General features: G+C 51.7%; 16 protein-coding genes. 6 read left to right on the forward strand and 10 right to left on the reverse strand.

The genetic code is table 11. The annotated features are described in order from the left end of the window. Nucleotides 1-3 precede the first annotated feature (3 nt). Complete coding sequence (locus ETV65_RS16855; RefSeq protein ID WP_129954034.1) at nt 4-612, forward strand: LysE family translocator; 609 nt, start codon at nt 4-6, stop codon at nt 610-612. A gap of 130 nt (nt 613-742) precedes the next feature. Here the strand turns inward: ETV65_RS16855 and ETV65_RS16860 are convergent, their stop codons facing one another. From ETV65_RS16860 to ETV65_RS16880, 5 genes are all read right to left on the reverse strand, one after another. Further along, on the reverse strand, nt 743-1,291 hold the full coding sequence (locus ETV65_RS16860) for an MltR family transcriptional regulator (RefSeq protein ID WP_014411435.1): 549 nt from the start codon (nt 1,289-1,291) through the stop codon (nt 743-745). A gap of 136 nt (nt 1,292-1,427) precedes the next feature. Further along, the gene (locus ETV65_RS16865; RefSeq protein WP_129954035.1) at nt 1,428-2,576 is read right to left on the reverse strand and encodes a mannitol-1-phosphate 5-dehydrogenase; all 1,149 of its coding nucleotides are present in this window, start codon (nt 2,574-2,576) and stop codon (nt 1,428-1,430) included. 138 nt (nt 2,577-2,714) lie between these two features. Further along, nucleotides 2,715-4,628: a PTS mannitol transporter subunit IICBA gene (locus ETV65_RS16870; RefSeq protein WP_129954037.1), complete on the reverse strand. Its 1,914-nt coding sequence runs from the start codon at nt 4,626-4,628 to the stop codon at nt 2,715-2,717. A gap of 526 nt (nt 4,629-5,154) precedes the next feature. After that, a complete protein-coding gene (locus ETV65_RS16875; RefSeq protein WP_129954039.1) occupies nt 5,155-5,949 on the reverse strand; it encodes a DsbA family protein in 795 nt (264 codons plus the stop codon). Nucleotides 5,950-6,126: 177 nt separating this feature from the next. Further along, on the reverse strand, nt 6,127-6,849 hold the full coding sequence (locus ETV65_RS16880; RefSeq protein ID WP_129954041.1) for a DUF3053 domain-containing protein: 723 nt from the start codon (nt 6,847-6,849) through the stop codon (nt 6,127-6,129). Between the two features lie 504 nt (nt 6,850-7,353). Here ETV65_RS16880 and ETV65_RS16885 point away from each other — a divergent pair. Together ETV65_RS16885 and ETV65_RS16890 are read left to right on the forward strand one after the other, a co-directional pair. Further along, nucleotides 7,354-7,548 (forward strand): hypothetical protein, encoded by a 195-nt coding sequence (locus ETV65_RS16885; RefSeq protein WP_129954043.1) that lies wholly within the window; start codon nt 7,354-7,356, stop codon nt 7,546-7,548. After that, nucleotides 7,536-8,642, forward strand: coding sequence for a hypothetical protein (locus ETV65_RS16890; RefSeq protein ID WP_129954045.1), 1,107 nt, complete (start codon nt 7,536-7,538; stop codon nt 8,640-8,642). The genes ETV65_RS16885 and ETV65_RS16890 overlap by 13 nt, the downstream gene beginning before the upstream one ends. A gap of 65 nt (nt 8,643-8,707) precedes the next feature. On the opposite strand, the gene glyS is transcribed toward ETV65_RS16890, so the two are convergent. The 5 genes from glyS to ETV65_RS16915 form a co-directional block, all read right to left on the reverse strand. Continuing rightward, a complete protein-coding gene (gene glyS, locus ETV65_RS16895) occupies nt 8,708-10,777 on the reverse strand; it encodes a glycine--tRNA ligase subunit beta (RefSeq protein ID WP_129954047.1) in 2,070 nt (689 codons plus the stop codon). A 9-nt stretch (nt 10,778-10,786) separates the two neighbouring features. Further along, the gene (gene glyQ / locus ETV65_RS16900; RefSeq protein ID WP_014333298.1) at nt 10,787-11,701 is read right to left on the reverse strand and encodes a glycine--tRNA ligase subunit alpha; all 915 of its coding nucleotides are present in this window, start codon (nt 11,699-11,701) and stop codon (nt 10,787-10,789) included. Between the two features lie 245 nt (nt 11,702-11,946). Next, nucleotides 11,947-12,231: a type II toxin-antitoxin system RelE/ParE family toxin gene (locus ETV65_RS16905; protein ID WP_129954049.1), complete on the reverse strand. Its 285-nt coding sequence runs from the start codon at nt 12,229-12,231 to the stop codon at nt 11,947-11,949. Further along, nucleotides 12,221-12,469, reverse strand: coding sequence for a plasmid stabilization protein (locus ETV65_RS16910; protein ID WP_013573376.1), 249 nt, complete (start codon nt 12,467-12,469; stop codon nt 12,221-12,223). Before ETV65_RS16910 ends, ETV65_RS16905 begins: the two co-directional genes overlap by 11 nt. A 75-nt stretch (nt 12,470-12,544) precedes the next feature. Then, nucleotides 12,545-14,551 (reverse strand): autotransporter domain-containing protein, encoded by a 2,007-nt coding sequence (locus ETV65_RS16915; protein ID WP_129954051.1) that lies wholly within the window; start codon nt 14,549-14,551, stop codon nt 12,545-12,547. Nucleotides 14,552-14,742: 191 nt separating this feature from the next. Here ETV65_RS16915 and ETV65_RS16920 point away from each other — a divergent pair, with 191 nt between their 5' ends. From ETV65_RS16920 to ETV65_RS16930, 3 genes are all read left to right on the forward strand, one after another. Then, entirely contained in the window at nt 14,743-15,315 is a 573-nt protein-coding gene (locus ETV65_RS16920) for a DNA-3-methyladenine glycosylase I (protein ID WP_129954052.1), read from the forward strand. Then, nucleotides 15,312-15,755: an N-acetyltransferase gene (locus tag ETV65_RS16925; RefSeq protein ID WP_129954054.1), complete on the forward strand. Its 444-nt coding sequence runs from the start codon at nt 15,312-15,314 to the stop codon at nt 15,753-15,755. Before ETV65_RS16920 ends, ETV65_RS16925 begins: the two co-directional genes overlap by 4 nt. A gap of 221 nt (nt 15,756-15,976) precedes the next feature. Further along, on the forward strand, nt 15,977-16,639 hold the full coding sequence (locus tag ETV65_RS16930; RefSeq protein WP_129954056.1) for an OmpA family lipoprotein: 663 nt from the start codon (nt 15,977-15,979) through the stop codon (nt 16,637-16,639). Nucleotides 16,640-16,657: the final 18 nt, after the last annotated feature.

The following is a 16,657-nucleotide window of genomic DNA, read 5'->3' on the forward strand; positions in this document are numbered from 1 at the left end:
AACATGATCGATACCGCTTTTGTCAGTTACGTCACTGTGATGTCAATTACGCCCGGCCCGAATAATCTGTTGCTGGCGGCTTCCGGGGTGAATTTCGGGCTGCGCCGCAGCGTGCCGATGATGCTGGGCATTACACTTGGCTGCGTGGTGCAATGTGCGCTGATGACTTCCATGCTGGCGATTCTGCTTAGCTGGATGACGGTGGTGCGTCTGCCGATGGCGGCAGTGGGCTGCGCCTATCTGTTCTGGTTGTCGTGGAAAATTTACCGTTCCGGTTCGCCAAAAGAAGGGACCAAACAGCAACCGATGAACATGGTTAATGGTGCATTATTTCAGGCTGTGAACCCAAAAGCCTGGCTGATGGCGACTAATGTGGCGATCTTATTCACCCCGCCTGATGGCAACATGCTGCAACATACACTGCTGATTTGTATCGGCTTCGCGCTGATCAATCTGCCCTGCATTCTGGTGTGGGTAGTGATGGGTGACAGATTACGTCAGGCATTACGGATAGAATGGAAGCTGAAAATGTTCAACACGATCATGGGCGGCATGATGGCGTTAACCGCGCTTTGGCTGCTGGTGGGCGAAGTGCGTCATGCGCTTCACTAAAACGAATCCCCAAAATAGTTCGGGTTGCAAAAAGGCGGCAAGTGATGGAATCCTGATGAGCTTACTCAAGTAAGTGATTCGGGTGACTGAACGCAGCTAACGCATCTGCGGCCCGAAGTATGACGGGGATTCACTTTTGCACCGGAGAAAGCCTGGAAGGCTGCTGATTACTGATATGGGCAATCAGCCCGGTCACGGAAAGCACCATGGTGGAGCGGACGATTTGCTGATAACGCTGGCGTTGCATGGCGATCAGCGATTCGTCGGCTTCCCCGGGTTTCAGGAAGGTCGGTGCCGGCGGCAGTTCTGTCACACAATGCAATTCACCGAACGGGCCGAGAATTTCATCATCGGTAAAACGATACTCTTCGCCGTCGTAATTCAGCTCTTCACGCAACGCCATCAGTAATTCCGCATCTTCATACTCGTGACGGCTGATTACACCCAGCGCATAAATCAGTTTTAAGCGAACAGACAAATCACCAAGCGGGCCGGTGCCGGTCAGTAAAGGTTCGACTGCATATTTCACCGCGTAATCGTCTTTGCGGAAAACCTGCACGACCAGAATATCCAGCGCTTCCGCCAGTAACTCCACAGCGGTCATTAAAAAGCTGCGCACGGTTTTACCCGCATTGAGCTTTTCAAGGACACGGTTTTCAAACGCCTGAGCTTTTTCCATAGGGCTTACTTGCATTAAAGAGCCGGTGCCGACAGCGCCCCTGGCGTCATCCATGATGCGCGCATGTCGGACAGAGACATCCTGCCCGACAGGGCTTTCTTTGCCTGGTGTTGGCGAAATCAAAATAAACGCAGTATCAGCGCATCGATTCGTAGAGAGCGACGGCTTTCGCCACGACTTCGCCATCTTCTGGCAGACCTGAAATCTGGGCGAGGGCTGCTTTTGGCCCCACTTTCTCCAGCAATTCTACCAGTTCTTTCGCTTGCGGATCCTGCTCGCTGCGATAATGCATCGCGGCCGCAATTCCTCTCACCAGGTTGTCGTTCGGCAGGCGATATTCCTGCGTACCCAGCAAAGGTTTGATCAAACGATCGCCTGCGCTCAGTTTACGCAGTGGCTGACGGCCAACGCGTTCAACATCGTCATGCAGGTACGGATTTTCGAAACGAGTCAGAATCTTTTCGATGTACGCGAAATGTTTTTCCGGGTCAAAACCGTAACGGCGGATCAGCACTTCACCGCTCTCCTCCATCGCACCACGAACCACCAGACGCACTTTCTCATCAAGAATTGCATCACGAATTGTCGCATGGCCTGCCTGCTGACCCAGATAGGCGGTGATGGCATGGCCGGTATTGAGGGTGAACAGTTTACGTTCGACAAACGCCATCAGGTTATCGGTCAGTTCCATGCCGGCGATTTCCGGCAATTCGCCTTTGAACTGGGTTTTGTCGACGATCCATTCACTGAAGGTTTCAACGGTAACTTCCAGCGGATCGGTGGTGCCAGCAGCGGCAGGCGGAACGATACGGTCAACCGCAGAATCGACAAAGCCGATATGCGCTTCAACCCAGGCTTTTTCATCTTCCGGCAGCGCATTGAATACGTGCTGTTTGAACTGGCTGGTGCCGCGCACCATGTTTTCACAGGCAATAATGTTCAGCGGCTTTTCGTTGCCCTGCTGATGACGCAGCACCAGACCTTTGGCGACGTTTGGCGCGATTTTTTCCAGCACGGTCGGGCCGACGGCGGTGGTCACCAGATCGACTTCAGCGATCAGGTTGATGGCCTCCTGACCAGCGCTGTTCACGGCATTCACATTCGTGACAGGCTCAATGGTGGCCTGCTCACCGACAACGTGCACGTCATAACCTTTACGGCTGTTCAGCGCGTCCAGCAACGCAGGGCTGACATCCGCAAACGTCAGTTCAGCCCCGGCATCAGCAAGTAATTTGCCAATAAAACCGCGACCGATGTTACCTGCACCAAAATGTAATGCTTTCATAATATTTCCTTCAAATCGGGGGCCATACTTTATGGTAAAAAGCTTTGGGTAAAGCCGGGAGCCGCCCGGCTCCGAATCAACAAGCGGGTCTTTTATCAAGACCCGCTTAGTGACGCTCTACTGATTAACCGCTCAACGTTAGCCGCGAAGGATGGTCAGAACTTCTTCAACGCTGGTGGTGTTCGCCAGACGGTCAATAACCCCGTCTTCATCCAGCGCCGTGGTCAGTTTGGTGATCACGTTGATGTGCTCATTGTTACGCGCTGCAATACCGACGACCAGGCGTGCACGGTCATCTTCATCATCGCCCCAGCGGATACCCGCCGGATACTGGCAGAACACGATACCGGTTTTCAGTACGCGATCTTTCGCTTCAATGGTACCGTGCGGCACAGCAATGGATTCCCCCAGATATGTTGAGGTCAGTTGCTCACGTGCCAGCATCGCCTCCACATATTCTGCCTGAACATAACCGCCTTTCACCAGTTGTTCACCGGCAAAACGAATCGCGTCTTCTTTGGTGCCCGCATTCAGGCCGAGGAAAATGTTGCTTTCGCTGATGCGGAACAGGTTTTCGTTTTCATTGTCAGCCACAAGGCTGTCGCCCAGCGTAGTGGTCACTTTCTCTTTGTACTGGCTGGCTTTGTTCACTTCTACCAGACGGGAAGTCAGGTCCGTGTACAAGCCGCTGTCGAGGAAGTTAGTCAGCGAAATGTGCTGTGCATGTGGCACCTGACGCATGGCACGTTCGGTCAGGTCACGGTGAGTAATCACCAGATCCACGTCATCAGGCAGATTGTTGATTGCACTGTTGGTGACGCTGATGTTGGTCAGACCTGCATCCTGCACTTTTTTGCGCAGCACACCGGCACCCATGGCGCTTGACCCCATACCGGCGTCACAGGCAACGATGATTTTACGTACGGTAGACAGGTCACCCGCTACGCCTGCAACAGCCGGTTTGCCGCCTTTAGACTGGGCTTTCATATCCTGCATGCGACGTGTTGCTTCGTCCAGATCGTCGCCATCTTTCGCTTTGGTGGTTTTCAACAGGAATGCGGAGATAACGAAGGACACCGCAAATGCTGCCACAATCGCCGCAATGTTAGCGAAATACGTGCCTTTTGGCGTCATCGCAAGAACCGCAAGAATGGAACCCGGAGAAGCCGGAGATACCAGACCACCGTTGAGCAGCGTCAGGGTGAACACGCCGGTCATACCCCCCAGGATTACCGCCAGCAGCAGACGTGGGTTCATCAGAACGTATGGGAAATAAATTTCGTGGATACCACCCAGGAAGTGGATGATTGCCGCGCCGCCCGCAGATTGCTTAGCGCTGCCACGACCGAAGAACATGTACGCCATCAGGACGCCCATACCCGGACCTGGGTTCGCTTCGATCAGGAAGAAGATAGATTTACCGGTTTCAGTCGCCTGCTGGATACCCAGCGGAGAGAAGATACCGTGGTTGATGGCGTTATTGAGGAACAGGATTTTCGCCGGTTCAACAAAGATAGAGGCGAGCGGCAACAGGTTATGGATAACCATGATGTGCACGCCTGCAGCCAGCAACTTAGACAGGGCTTCAACCAGCGGGCCGATGGCCAGGAAAGCCAGGATTGCCAGCAGCATACCAATAATACCGGCCGAGAAGTTGTTAACCAGCATCTCGAAGCCGCTTTTGATTTTACCGTCAACCCAGCGGTCAAAACGCTTGATGCACCAGCCGCCTAACGGGCCTGCAATCATTGCGCCGAGGAACATTGGCATATCCGCACCAACGATAACCCCCATTACGGTGATTGCACCGACCACACCACCACGATCACCACCAACCAGACGACCACCGGTAAAACCGATGAGCAATGGCAGAAGATACGTGATCATCGGGCCAACCAGTTTCGCTAATGTTTCATTAGGGATCCAGCCGGTAGGAATGAACAGAGCAGTAATGATACCCCAGGCGATAAATGCGCCGATGTTGGGCATTACCATGTTACTCAGGAAGCGACCAAAGTTTTGAACTTTGATCTTAACGTCTGGTGAAAACATAAAACGCACCCCTATTGATACGCGCTGACAATAGAGCGCGTGATATCAGTTAATTATCGGTGACGGTTATTTCGGTTTTTGTGCCACTGCTTTAAAAATCCGTCCGTCGAATTGCTGTCTGCGAGGCGGACTCTACCATGTGATTATAGGCCTCGCGTAGCCACCCCACAGCTCGTGACGCAGATCACACATACGGGACCCTTACCCCCTGCATTTTGGTGACTTCGATCACAAAAACAGCCTGTAACCGAGCTACACTGGTGATTATTTAAGCGCATCACCTCTAATAATGTGACTTAAGTCACTTTTTGTTAACGAGTCTTTATCATTAAAACGTGATATTCATCACAAAGTATTTTTGGGCGGACTTGTGTATTTCGCTTAAAAAAAATTCAGACGTGTCTTAGGAAAGGAAAACTGAGTTTACAGAGGAAATGCTGAAAGAAAATTACAGGCGGGGGCGGAAAAACAAAACGGCGAACTGTCAGACAGCCCGCCGTGATGAAATCGTGTTTTACAGAGAAAATTACTTCCCGCCCTGCGCCTTCACAATGGCGGCCTGCAGTTCTTCGGCAGAAACGGCACCAGGCAGCACACTGGTGTTTTCAGCAGTTGCACCGCTGGTTGGCATCACCACGAAACCCGGGGTGCCGCTGAAGCCCAGCGTACGTGCCAGCTCATCGTTAGCGGCGATCGCTTCGTGTGTGGCTTTGCGCTGTGCATCGGTTGGCGCTGTCGCTTTGGCAGCTTTCACTGCACCGGCGATATCAGCATCTGTAAGTTTACCTTCATCATGACCCGTGCGGTAAATGCTGTTGTGATAATCGAAATACGCCTGGCTGCCTTTTTCTTTCCAGATGGCCATACCGGTTTCCGCAGCCGTGATGGAGGCTTTCCAGCGATCACCGAAGATTGGCCATTCTTTGAAGACGAAGCGCACGTTCGGGTTCGCTTTCACGGTCTGCTCAACCACCGGCGCCATGTGGCTACAATACAGGCACTGATAATCGAAGAATTCTACGAACGCGACTTTGGCATCTTTCGGACCATAGCTTGGGGTCGCCGGGTCGTTTACCAGCGTTTTGGCGTTTTCAAGCACGGCGCTCAGGGTTTGCTGTTGTTGCTGATCAGCCTGCTGCGCCTGCAATTTCTGGCTGACCTGCACCAGAATTTCCGGGTGCTGCAACATGTAATCCGCCGCAATTTTACCAATGGCTTCCTGCTGCGCCGGGGTGAAATCTGCGGTTGCGCTGTCGGCAGCAAAAGCCAGCGTCGGCGCCAGCACCAGAGAAGCCAACAGAGTCATCGTCTGACGTTTCATCAAAAATCCTTAAAGTGAAATACGGGGAAAATCGGACAGTTGCCTTCAAAAGTAGAGGAATTCAGCCGGATTTGCAGGCTAAAAATTGTCATTTTTTATAAATCTATGGGCAGGGTCCGGGGCAATAAAAAAGCCACGTACAAGATGACGTGGCTTTTTTGCAGATTTTAGTGTGGCTTAGTGGCTGAAATCGCCCTGCGCGACTTTTTGCGCCTGAAGCAATGTCTGCTGTTTGCCCACCAGATTAGACATCATGGTGTTGTACTGCGTAGCCTGTTGCTGCGTCGGGAACTGCACGCCGCCGTTAGCAAAGGCGACCTGAGTGCCCTGCTGTTGCAGGAAATCACCCACTGACACGATATCCTGCGTGAAGCTTTGCAGCGCAGGCACCAGCGGGGTCAGCACGTTAGCAGGCTGGGTCACCACACTGTTGTATACCTGGCTATAAACGGCTTTCAGATCATCCGGCTGTTTCAGTGCAGCCATCGCGGTATCGGCTTTGACTTTCGAATCACGCAACTGGGCATTGAGCATGCTCAGCGTACTTTCCGCCTGTTGCAACGCGCTGCGCTGCGTCATGTAATCCTGCGGCGTACGCACCTGACCAATCGCGCTGACCACCGGTACCAGGCTACCTTCAACGGCACCTTTCATCTGGCGGGAGAATGACAGAATGATGCCGTAGTCATTCGCGTAATTACCAAAACGTTGTTTCTGATCTTCACTCAGCGACGGCAGATTTTGCCCGCTGCGCATGACGGTATTTTGCAAATAATCGATAAAGGCTTTGCGTTGTTCCGGTTCTTTATCGCCGCATGCAGTGAGCTGAAACACCACCAGCAGTGCGATAATCGGCGCCAGCCAGCGAGACAATACACCGCTTCTGATCCCTACAGCCATGAGTCCTGACTCCTGATTTCAATGTTCTTCTTCCGGCCAGTTCCCTGCCGATATGCGGCTTTCCATGCCAGGTATCAACCCAAAATAATTCCAGATGCGGGAAGGCAGCAAGCACGCGAATCCCTATGAACTTACATAAGTAAGTCATTCTGGCGCAGCCGCCACCTGCAATCTGAAGTATGACGGGTATAGGATAGAACATCTCAGGCAGATGTGATACTCACAAAACAAGTACGTTGAGTTATCGTTTCCAGGCCCCCTTCGCTTTTTTTGCGTACAACGCTTACCTGTCATTTCACTATGTGGCTTTATCTCCTGAATGAATAATAGAAATAAATCTTCATACCTATTTCTATTTATTCATATTTATTAACAAGCTGAGAATTAAAGATTTATATTTATATAGATCACTAAAAATATCTTAATAAACAATTAAGTTAAGGCAATTCACCACCGTGATAAACTGAAGGTGGGATTATATAATCATTAACTTTAGGAGTAGGTATGTTCTCAGAAAAAGAAACGCAAGACAAAATCGCTGATATGCAAGATAAAAAACAAAAAATGCTACAGATAAAATCAAAATTAGAAAATGAAATCAAAGAGTTAGAAGAAAAATTCAGTCGTCAATGTGATTTCGCTAATATATCTCAAAACATGAGACATTATATTTTATTAGAAAAAAAGTGGAAGAATTAGCAAATAGGTGCTTCAGTAATTCGACGAGATACTGTAACACCTTTCATGAGGGATTATATAAAGAGAAAGATGAGATAAAGAAAAACCTGAAAAGCCTGCAAGGATATTCCTCTCTCTTAAATAAAACAAAAGTGACCGATAAAAATGCAGAATTACGATTAAAAGGTCAAAAAATTAAAGCAAGCCAACCTAAAAACGTGTTAAAAAAACTCTTTTACCAGGGGCGGTATGAGAGAGAAACTCAGGCATTGAATTATGCTTTATCTTGTTACGATATAAAACCTGCAGGCGAAAATTTCACACTCAATGACGCACATACTATTAATGGAAAAATAGATGATTTCCGCCATTTCAGCACACAACTTGATCAGCTTCATGAAGAAATAAAGAAATTCGGCTCAAATTATACACTTGCATTAATGAGTTTATCATCAGTAGCCAGATCTATTTCCGATAACCCTGCTTATTTAAAAATGAAAGAACTGTTCCTTGGATATAAAACTCTTTCCTGTATTTATTCAAGCAACAGAGGATCCAGCGAGATTAACAAAGCCCTTCGCGCAAAAAGAGATCCCCACCTCAGTGCAAGTGATGTGATCGAAGGCATGCGTAAATTCAATCACGATATTGAACACCGAAGCCTGAAAGAAGAAAGAGACAAAATTAAGTTCTATTGCAAAAAAATGTCTTACGCCACACTGTGTAAGATGGAAAAATTTATGTATCAACCTAAAGGAGTTAAGGGGACTTATTATCGTGGACAGGATCTGAATTCCAAATTGGCAATTAGCCAGTTTCAAAGTTATATGGACAATGGCACCACCGTAAGCCCGACGTCATTTTTCTCCACTTCCGGCACCCGATCCGTTGCTGAAAAATTCGCCAGAGGTGGTGTTAAGGTACTCTTCAAAATATCCGGGTTCTCCTGCGTGAGGATGAGCGGGGAGTATGCAGATCCTTCAGAAAATGAATTCGTTTTTACCCGTCTGGCAAAATTTAGCGTTAAGGAAGTCAGCGAAGACAGCTCCGGCATGTATCACATCAGCCTCCAAGAAGTCACCGTAGGCAACAATAATAAAGAAATGCCTTATTAAGATCAGAAAACAAAAAGCCAGTTCAAATACGATTTTGAACTGGCTTTTTCATTACCGAACTACCCTTACTGAAGCAGCGAAATATCCGCGACCTGCAGGAACAGCTCACGCAGTTTGGACAGCAGTGTCAGACGGTTAATCCGCACCGCTTCGTTCTCGTCCATCACCATGACGGTGTCAAAGAACGTATCGACGGTTTCACGCAATGCAGCCAGCTCCACCAGCGCTTCTTTGTACTGACCAGCCGCAAACAGCGGTTCCAGTTTGTCGCGCAACACCACCAGATGCGTTGCCAGTTTCAGCTCAGCAGGTTCTTTCAGCACCGATGCGTGGACGTGATCGAACAGGACATCCGTGGATTTGGCCAGAATGTTGGAGACACGCTTGTTGGCCGCAGCCAGCGTTGCCGCTTCGTCCAGCGTACGGAAGTAACTCACCGCTTTCACACGGGCATCGAAATCAGCCGGTTTGGTCGGACGGCGTGCCAGCACAGCCTGAATAGTATCGACCGCATGACCTTCTTCCTGATACCACGCACGGAAACGCCCGAGCATAAAATCAACCACATCATCAACAACCCTGGTGTTGGTCAGCTTGTCGCCATACAGACGCACCGCTTCTTCAGTCAGGGTTTGCAGATCGAGCGACAGGTTTTTTTCAACAAGAATACGCAGAACGCCCAGCGCGGCACGACGCAGCGCGAACGGGTCTTTGTCGCCTTTCGGATGTTGACCGATACCAAAGATACCGGCCAGAGTGTCCATCTTATCCGCGATAGCCAGCGCGCATGCCACCTGCGAAGCCGGTAATTCGTCGCCCGCAAAGCGTGGCTGATACTGTTCGTTCAGCGCAACGGCGACTTCTTCCTGCTCGCCGTCGTGGCGCGCATAGTGCATGCCCATCACGCCCTGCGTGTCGGTGAACTCGAAGACCATGTTGGTCATCAGGTCGCATTTTGACAGCAGACCGGCGCGTTTTGCGTTCTCAACGTTTGCACCGATTTTCTCAGCGATCCAGCCAGACAGCGCCTGAATACGGTCGGTTTTGTCGCGCAGCGTCCCCAGCTGTTTCTGGAACAATACGGTTTCCAGACGCGGCAGGTTATCTTCGAGACGTTTTTTGCGGTCGGTGTTAAAGAAGAACTCGGCATCAGCCAGGCGCGGGCGCACCACCTTCTCGTTACCGGAGATGATTTGCTGCGGATCTTTCGATTCGATGTTAGCCACGAAGATGAAGTTCGGCAGAAGTTTACCTGCGGCGTCATACACCGGGAAATACTTCTGGTCACCTTTCATGGTGTAAACCAGCGCTTCTGCCGGCACCGCCAGGAATTTCTCTTCGAATTTAGCCGTCAGTACCACCGGCCATTCCACCAGAGATGCGACTTCTTCCAGCAGGCTTTCGCTCAGATCAGCGATACCGCCAATCTCTTTCGCTGCTTTTTCAGCATCACGTTTGATCAGTGCTTTACGCTCTTCGTAATCAGCAATGACTTTGCCGCGTTCCAGCAGAATTTGCGGATACTGATCGGCATTATCAATCGTGAACTCCGGCTCACCCATGAAGCGGTGACCGCGAATAGTGCGGGCGGAATCAATACCGAGGATTTTCGCCGGAATCAGTTCATCGCCTAACAATAGGGTGACGGTATGCACCGGACGCACGAACTGCACGTCGGAATCGCCCCAGCGCATCAGTTTAGGGATCGGCAATTTGGACAATGAAGTTGCAATCATCGCAGGCAGCAGCTGTTGTGCGCTTTCGCCTTTGACGTGCGCACGGTAAACCAGCCATTCACCTTTGTCAGTGACCAGACGATCGGCCTGATCCACCGTGATACCGCAACCGCGAGCCCAGCCTTCAGCGGCTTTGCCCGGTTTGCCTTCAGCATCAAACGCCTGCGCCACAGCCGGACCGCGTTTTTCAACTTCGCGGTCAGCCTGTGACTCGTGCAGTCCGGAGACTTTCAGCGCCAGACGGCGCGGTGCTGCAAACCATTTTACATCGCCGTGTGGCAGATTCGCCGCATCCAGCTCCGCAGTCAGGTTGGCCGCAAATGATTCAGCAAGGCTGCGCAGAGCCTTCGGTGGCAGTTCTTCCGTGCCGATTTCCACCAGAAATGTTTTTTCAGTCATGGACTTATCTCACTTCTCGTTCTTTTTGCACATCGGGAAGCCCAACACTTCGCGGGAGGCGTAATACGCCTCAGCTACCGCTTTAGTCAGGGTACGGATGCGCAGAATGTAGCGCTGACGTTCAGTCACAGAAATCGCTTTACGGGCGTCAAGCAGGTTGAAGCAATGTGCCGCTTTCAGGATGCGCTCGTAAGCAGGCAGCGCCAGTGGCTTTTCGAGCGCCAGCAGGGTTTGCGCTTCTTTCTCGTGCTGTTCAAAACAGGTGAAGAGGAAATCAACATCGGCGTATTCGAAGTTGTAAGTAGATTGTTCTACTTCATTCTGATGGAACACGTCACCGTACGTCGTTTTGCCCAGCGGACCGTTGCTCCACACCAGATCGTAAACGCTGTCCACGCCCTGGATATACATCGCCAGACGTTCCAGACCGTAAGTGATTTCACCGGTCACCGGTTTACATTCCAGGCCACCGACCTGCTGGAAGTAAGTGAACTGTGTCACTTCCATGCCGTTCAGCCACACTTCCCAGCCGAGGCCCCAGGCGCCGAGCGTCGGGTTTTCCCAGTTGTCTTCAACAAAGCGAATATCGTGGATCAGCGGGTCGAGGCCCAGCTCTTTCAGCGAGCCGAGGTACAGCTCCTGAATGTTTTCCGGTGAAGGTTTGATCATCACCTGGAACTGATAATAGTGCTGCAGGCGGTTCGGGTTTTCGCCGTAGCGACCGTCAGTCGGACGGCGTGATGGCTGAACATAGGCTGCCGCAAAAGGCTCAGGGCCGAGTGCGCGCAGGCTGGTCATCGGGTGCGAGGTGCCCGCGCCGACTTCCATATCCAGTGGTTGAACAATGGTGCAGCCCTGCTGCGCCCAATAATCCTGCAGTGTCAGGATCAGGCCCTGAAATGTCTTGGTATCAAACTTTTGCATGTTGGTTTCGCACGCGAGAAAGTGGGTGTATACACAAAATACTTCGAGTTGCAGGAAGGCGACAAGCTCGTGAATCCCCGGGAGCTTAGATAACTAAGTGACCGGGGTGAGCGAGCGCAGTCAACGCATCTGCAACTTGAAATATGACGTGTATTAGAGAGTGCGACAGTATACCCGCTGAACGGAAGATAATCAGCCAGAATGACACATCCGTTCTGCCGGATTGGCTTTGGAGACGCAAGTATTTACCGCTTCTCAGCCAGTTTGTACGCTTCGTTGCCTTCGCGTTTACCCACGGCGACAACGGTCACCACGATTTCCTGCTCCTCTACCTGATAAACCAGCCGGTAACCAAGACTCTTTAATTTGATTTTATAGCGGTTGTTTTTAGGGCCGCATAAGCGGGCAGAAGCCACGTGGGGATTCTCCAGCCGCTCAGCCAGTTTCTTTTTAAATTGTTCCTTGATCGTTGGGGCAAGTGCTTTCCATTCTTTTAAAGCTGATTTGAAAAAGTTGAGTTTATAGGTCATCCAGTGTCAGCCTTATCCTTTCTTCACCCTGCCGCGCATCCATTATGCGGTTCAATTCGACGTCTTCTGCAAGACTCAGAAAATAGGCGTAAACATCGGGTGGAACACAATAAAAAGCGGGCTCGTTACGGTTAAGGATGGCCACCGCTTCGCCCTCACCTGCGCTAAACGTTCCCATCGGGTCACGTTTTAGCTCAGTGATACTTGCAGCTGAGGAAGTGAGTATTTCAAATGGCATCGTTTTTCTCCTTTCATGTTATGCCATCAGTATAGCTTTTAAAGACACCTTTTAAAGCACTCTTAAAGATACGTTTTAAAACCGTGCGCTCAGCCCGGCGTTGTAGGAGGTTTGTTCGCCGGAATCCAGTCCGGTAGTTTGTGAGATAGCGGCAAAGGCTGAAATGCTGTGGGTGATTTGCACGTTTAAGCCTGCCGTCATATCCACCCAGTCGTCGTCCTGCTCGCCGGTGGTACGGCTGAACCGGGTGCGGGTGGATTTAATCGCGCCGGTGGTGGTGTAAGTTTTATCCCCAAACTGGCGGTCATACGTGACCTGCGCATACGGATTGACGATGCCGAGTTCGGCATTGACACGCCAGCCGAGCGCACCAACTTGTGAATGGGAAGTCTGATCACCAAAACGCATTGATGTGCTGTTGTTACCCTTCTCGCTGTAGCCGTCGACGCTGCTGTAATCCCAGCTATATTGCGCCACCGGCCCGGTTTTCAGCACCGGCAGAACCGGGAAATCCCAGCCCGCCGTAACGCGCCCGCCGATCTGTTTGCCATCCGTTTCGCCACGCTCGGTACGGGTGGCGGGCCCGAGTGTAATGCGGCGTTTGATGTCGTCATAATTAAGCGAGCCGTAATGCACGTCCCCGTTGATCCAGCCATTTTCGGCGATTTTGATACCGGTGAATGCGGTCGCCATCCAGCCGCGCGTGCGGTAGCTGTAATGATCGGTCGGATCATCCTTATCATCGGAACCGGAAATCATCAGCCCCATCATCCAGCGATCAGTCATCTGATAATCCATGCCGATATTCAGCGAGTGAGACGTCAGATCGCCATCACCCAACCCCATCGACGGGCTGAATTTACTGTCCGCACTTTGTCCGGCATAACCGCCGAACATGCCGAATGTCCCGGCGTCGTTATCCTGGGTGCGCAGTTGCTGATAACGGCTGTCGAGCAATCCCTGAGTATTTCGTGCCAGCGACAGCGATCCCTGACTCAGTGCGGAGGCTTCGAGCGGACCATCGATAACCGACTGCATATACTGAGCCATCAGCGCGTGAGCCTGCGGGGTCGGGTGGAAATGGTCAGAAAACAGGAAGGCTTTGCTGCTGTCGAAACCCGGCAAATTCGAAGTGCATTCCGAGGCTGATGTGCCGACCGGGCAGGCCGTTCCGGCGGTATTGGCGAAACCGTACAACGCCGGATCAGCCACCACTTCGTTGAACAGTCCGTTGATATCCACACGCACAATGTTGCCGCCGGTTCTGGCCAGTGCGATATCTTCGGTGGTGTTATAGGTATCGGTCAGCCCGCCCGCCACGTCTTTCAGCGCGTCGTAAGCCGCTGCCAGTCCTTTGGCGAGAATGTCCTGCACCAGCGGAATATTCGAACCTTCTGCCGCAGCGGCCGCCAGCGCACTATGAATAGCCCCGGTGCGGGCGTCAGCGTTTGGCGTGTTTTGCGCATTCAGATACTGGTATGCGGCTTCCAGCGCCTGTTGCTGCACCGGCAGCAGTCCGACCTGAACAATACCTTCCATCAGCACAGGTGTCAGGCCAATGTTTGGCACCGTCGGTACCACCACTGTGCCGGCACCGGCTTTGAGTAAATCATTCACCTGTGAGGCAGCCTGCGTCGCGCTGTTCGTCGCAATCTCTGCCGCGGTGACCGGGTTCAGGCTGAGCGCTGCCGCTGCCAGATCATTGCCGCCAATCCAGTGAACATACAGGCCGTTAGGATCGGCTTTACCGCCGGTCGAAGCCAGATAGCTTTTCACCTGATCCTGGGTGGTGTAATCGGAATCCAGCCCCGGCACCGCCACGCCACCGCCTTCGGCATAGTTCAGACCCCCTTTTGAAGACGGGGTTAACGTGGTGCCGATATTGTTCGCCAGGATCTCGTCATAGAGCTGATGGGAACTGCTGTCGAAGGTCCAGCGGCCGATGTTACCCGTGTCGCTCAGGCTGTCACCAAAAACATAAAGCTGATCAAACGCCTGGGCGGGCATCTGTAAACCGAGACACAGCGCCACCGCGAGTGCCCCCCGGGAGAGTCGTAAAATGGATGTATTTCTGTCTGCCATAACGGTAATTTCCCTAAAATAATGGCGTTCAACGCAAGGATTAAACGTAAGGATTGCGTAATGATTGGCTTTAAATATTGTTCAGATCCGACCAGCGTCAAGGCGGGAGTTGAGAAATTGCGACGTTGCAGAGTTATCCGAGAAGCCACACACTGACGCCACGCATTTAGGCCCCTTATAAGGACGACAGAATGGCAACCACCCGATGCAGCTGGGTTTCGAAAGAACCGATTTACCTCGAGTATCACGACAAAGAATGGGGCGTGCCGGTGAAAGATGGCCGTGAATTGTTTGAAATGTTGTGTCTGGAAGGTCAGCAGGCCGGCCTGTCGTGGATCACCGTGCTGAGAAAGCGCGACAACTATCGCCAGAATTTCCATCACTTTGACCCGGTACGCATTGCAAAAATGACCGATGATGACGTCGAGCAGTTGGTGCTCGACGCCGGCATCATCCGCCATCGCGGCAAAATCAAAGCCATTATCGTCAACGCACAGGCGTATCTGGCGATGCAGGCCAATGGTGAAGACTTCTCTGAATTCATCTGGAATTTTGTTGGCGGCCAACCGGTCATCAATAATCCGCTGGGCCCGGAAGGTATTCCGGCCACCACCGCTGTGTCAGACGCCATGTCCAGGGCACTGAAAAAGAAAGGCTTTAAGTTTACCGGCCCGACAATTTGTTATGCCTTTATGCAGGCGGCAGGGCTGGTGAACGATCATCAGTCCTATTGCTTCTGCCACCCTGCGAATCAGCCGTCATGATCCGCGCTGCGCGGCCCGCCGATACCGAAGCCATTCTGATGCTCTGGCTGCGCAGTTCATTGCTTTCCCACGCATTTATCGCCGAGTCCTACTGGATTGAAAGCCTGCAAATGGTCAGGGAAGATTTTCTGCCCAAAGCCAGAACCTGGGTTGATTGCGACGAAAATGATCAGGTTTGCGGCTTCATCAGTGTGCTGAATCAGCAGTTTATCGGCGCACTGTTTGTCGAAGCCTCACACTACGGAGATGGCACCGCCCGGCGTCTGATGGCGGCGGCAAAAGAGGCATATCCGGTGCTGTTACTGGAGGTTTACCAGCAGAATCATCGCGCAGTCTCGTTCTACCGTAAGGAAAATTTTGAGATAACTGCCAACACCCGCCATCCCGGGACTGATCTGCCAACGTATATTCTGCGCTGGTATTGTCCCCTTTCAGAATAAGTTCCTAAAATACGAAAAAATACAAAAACGGATATCCGGAATTCTCCTACTGCTTAACCTGCCAAAATTGCGCATAAAGAGCGCCGGAACGCCGCAGGACTGATGTCCTCCCGTTGCATTTGTTTATGTTTTGACACCTTTTTTTGTGCAACTTGTTGGAAAGCAGGTAGTCATAATGCAGCGGTAAAGTTCTAAATAATAAACATCCTGAAGGAAATAAGATGAGCAAAAGATTACTTGTGGTTGCGGGCGTACTTTGTGTCACCCTGGGCCTGTCAGCCTGTACCACTAACCCTTACACCGGCGAATCAGAAGCAGGGAAATCCGGCATTGGCGCAGGTATTGGTGCCGCGCTTGGCGCCGGGGTCGGGATGCTGTCTTCCTCTAAACATGATCGCGGCAAAGGCGCCCTGATCGGTGCCGCAGCGGGTGCCGCACTGGGTGGCGGTGCAGGTTATTACATGGATGTGCAGGAAGCTAAACTGCGAGACAAAATGAAAGGCACCGGCGTCAGCGTGACGCGTCAGGGCGACAATATCGTGCTGAATATGCCGAATAATGTCACCTTCGACACCAACAGCAGTACGCTGAAACCGGCAGGCGCAAATACGCTGACCGGCGTGGCGATGGTACTGAAAGAGTATCCGAAAACCGCGGTTAACGTGATCGGTTACACCGACAGCACCGGTACCCGCGCACTCAACATGAAACTGTCGCAGCAACGTGCTGACGGCGTGGGCAGCGCACTGATCACCCAGGGCGTTGAAGGCAGCCGCGTACACACCACCGGCGCAGGCCCGGATAATCCGATCGCCAGCAACAGCACCGAAGCCGGCAAAGCGCAAAACCGTCGTGTAGAAATCACGCTGAGCCCGTTGCAATAAAGTTTGCAGACTCTCAGT

The organism is Rahnella sp. RFA10(1/100) (assembly GCF_004195115.1).
Classification (GTDB): domain Bacteria; phylum Pseudomonadota; class Gammaproteobacteria; order Enterobacterales; family Enterobacteriaceae; genus Rahnella; species Rahnella perminowiae.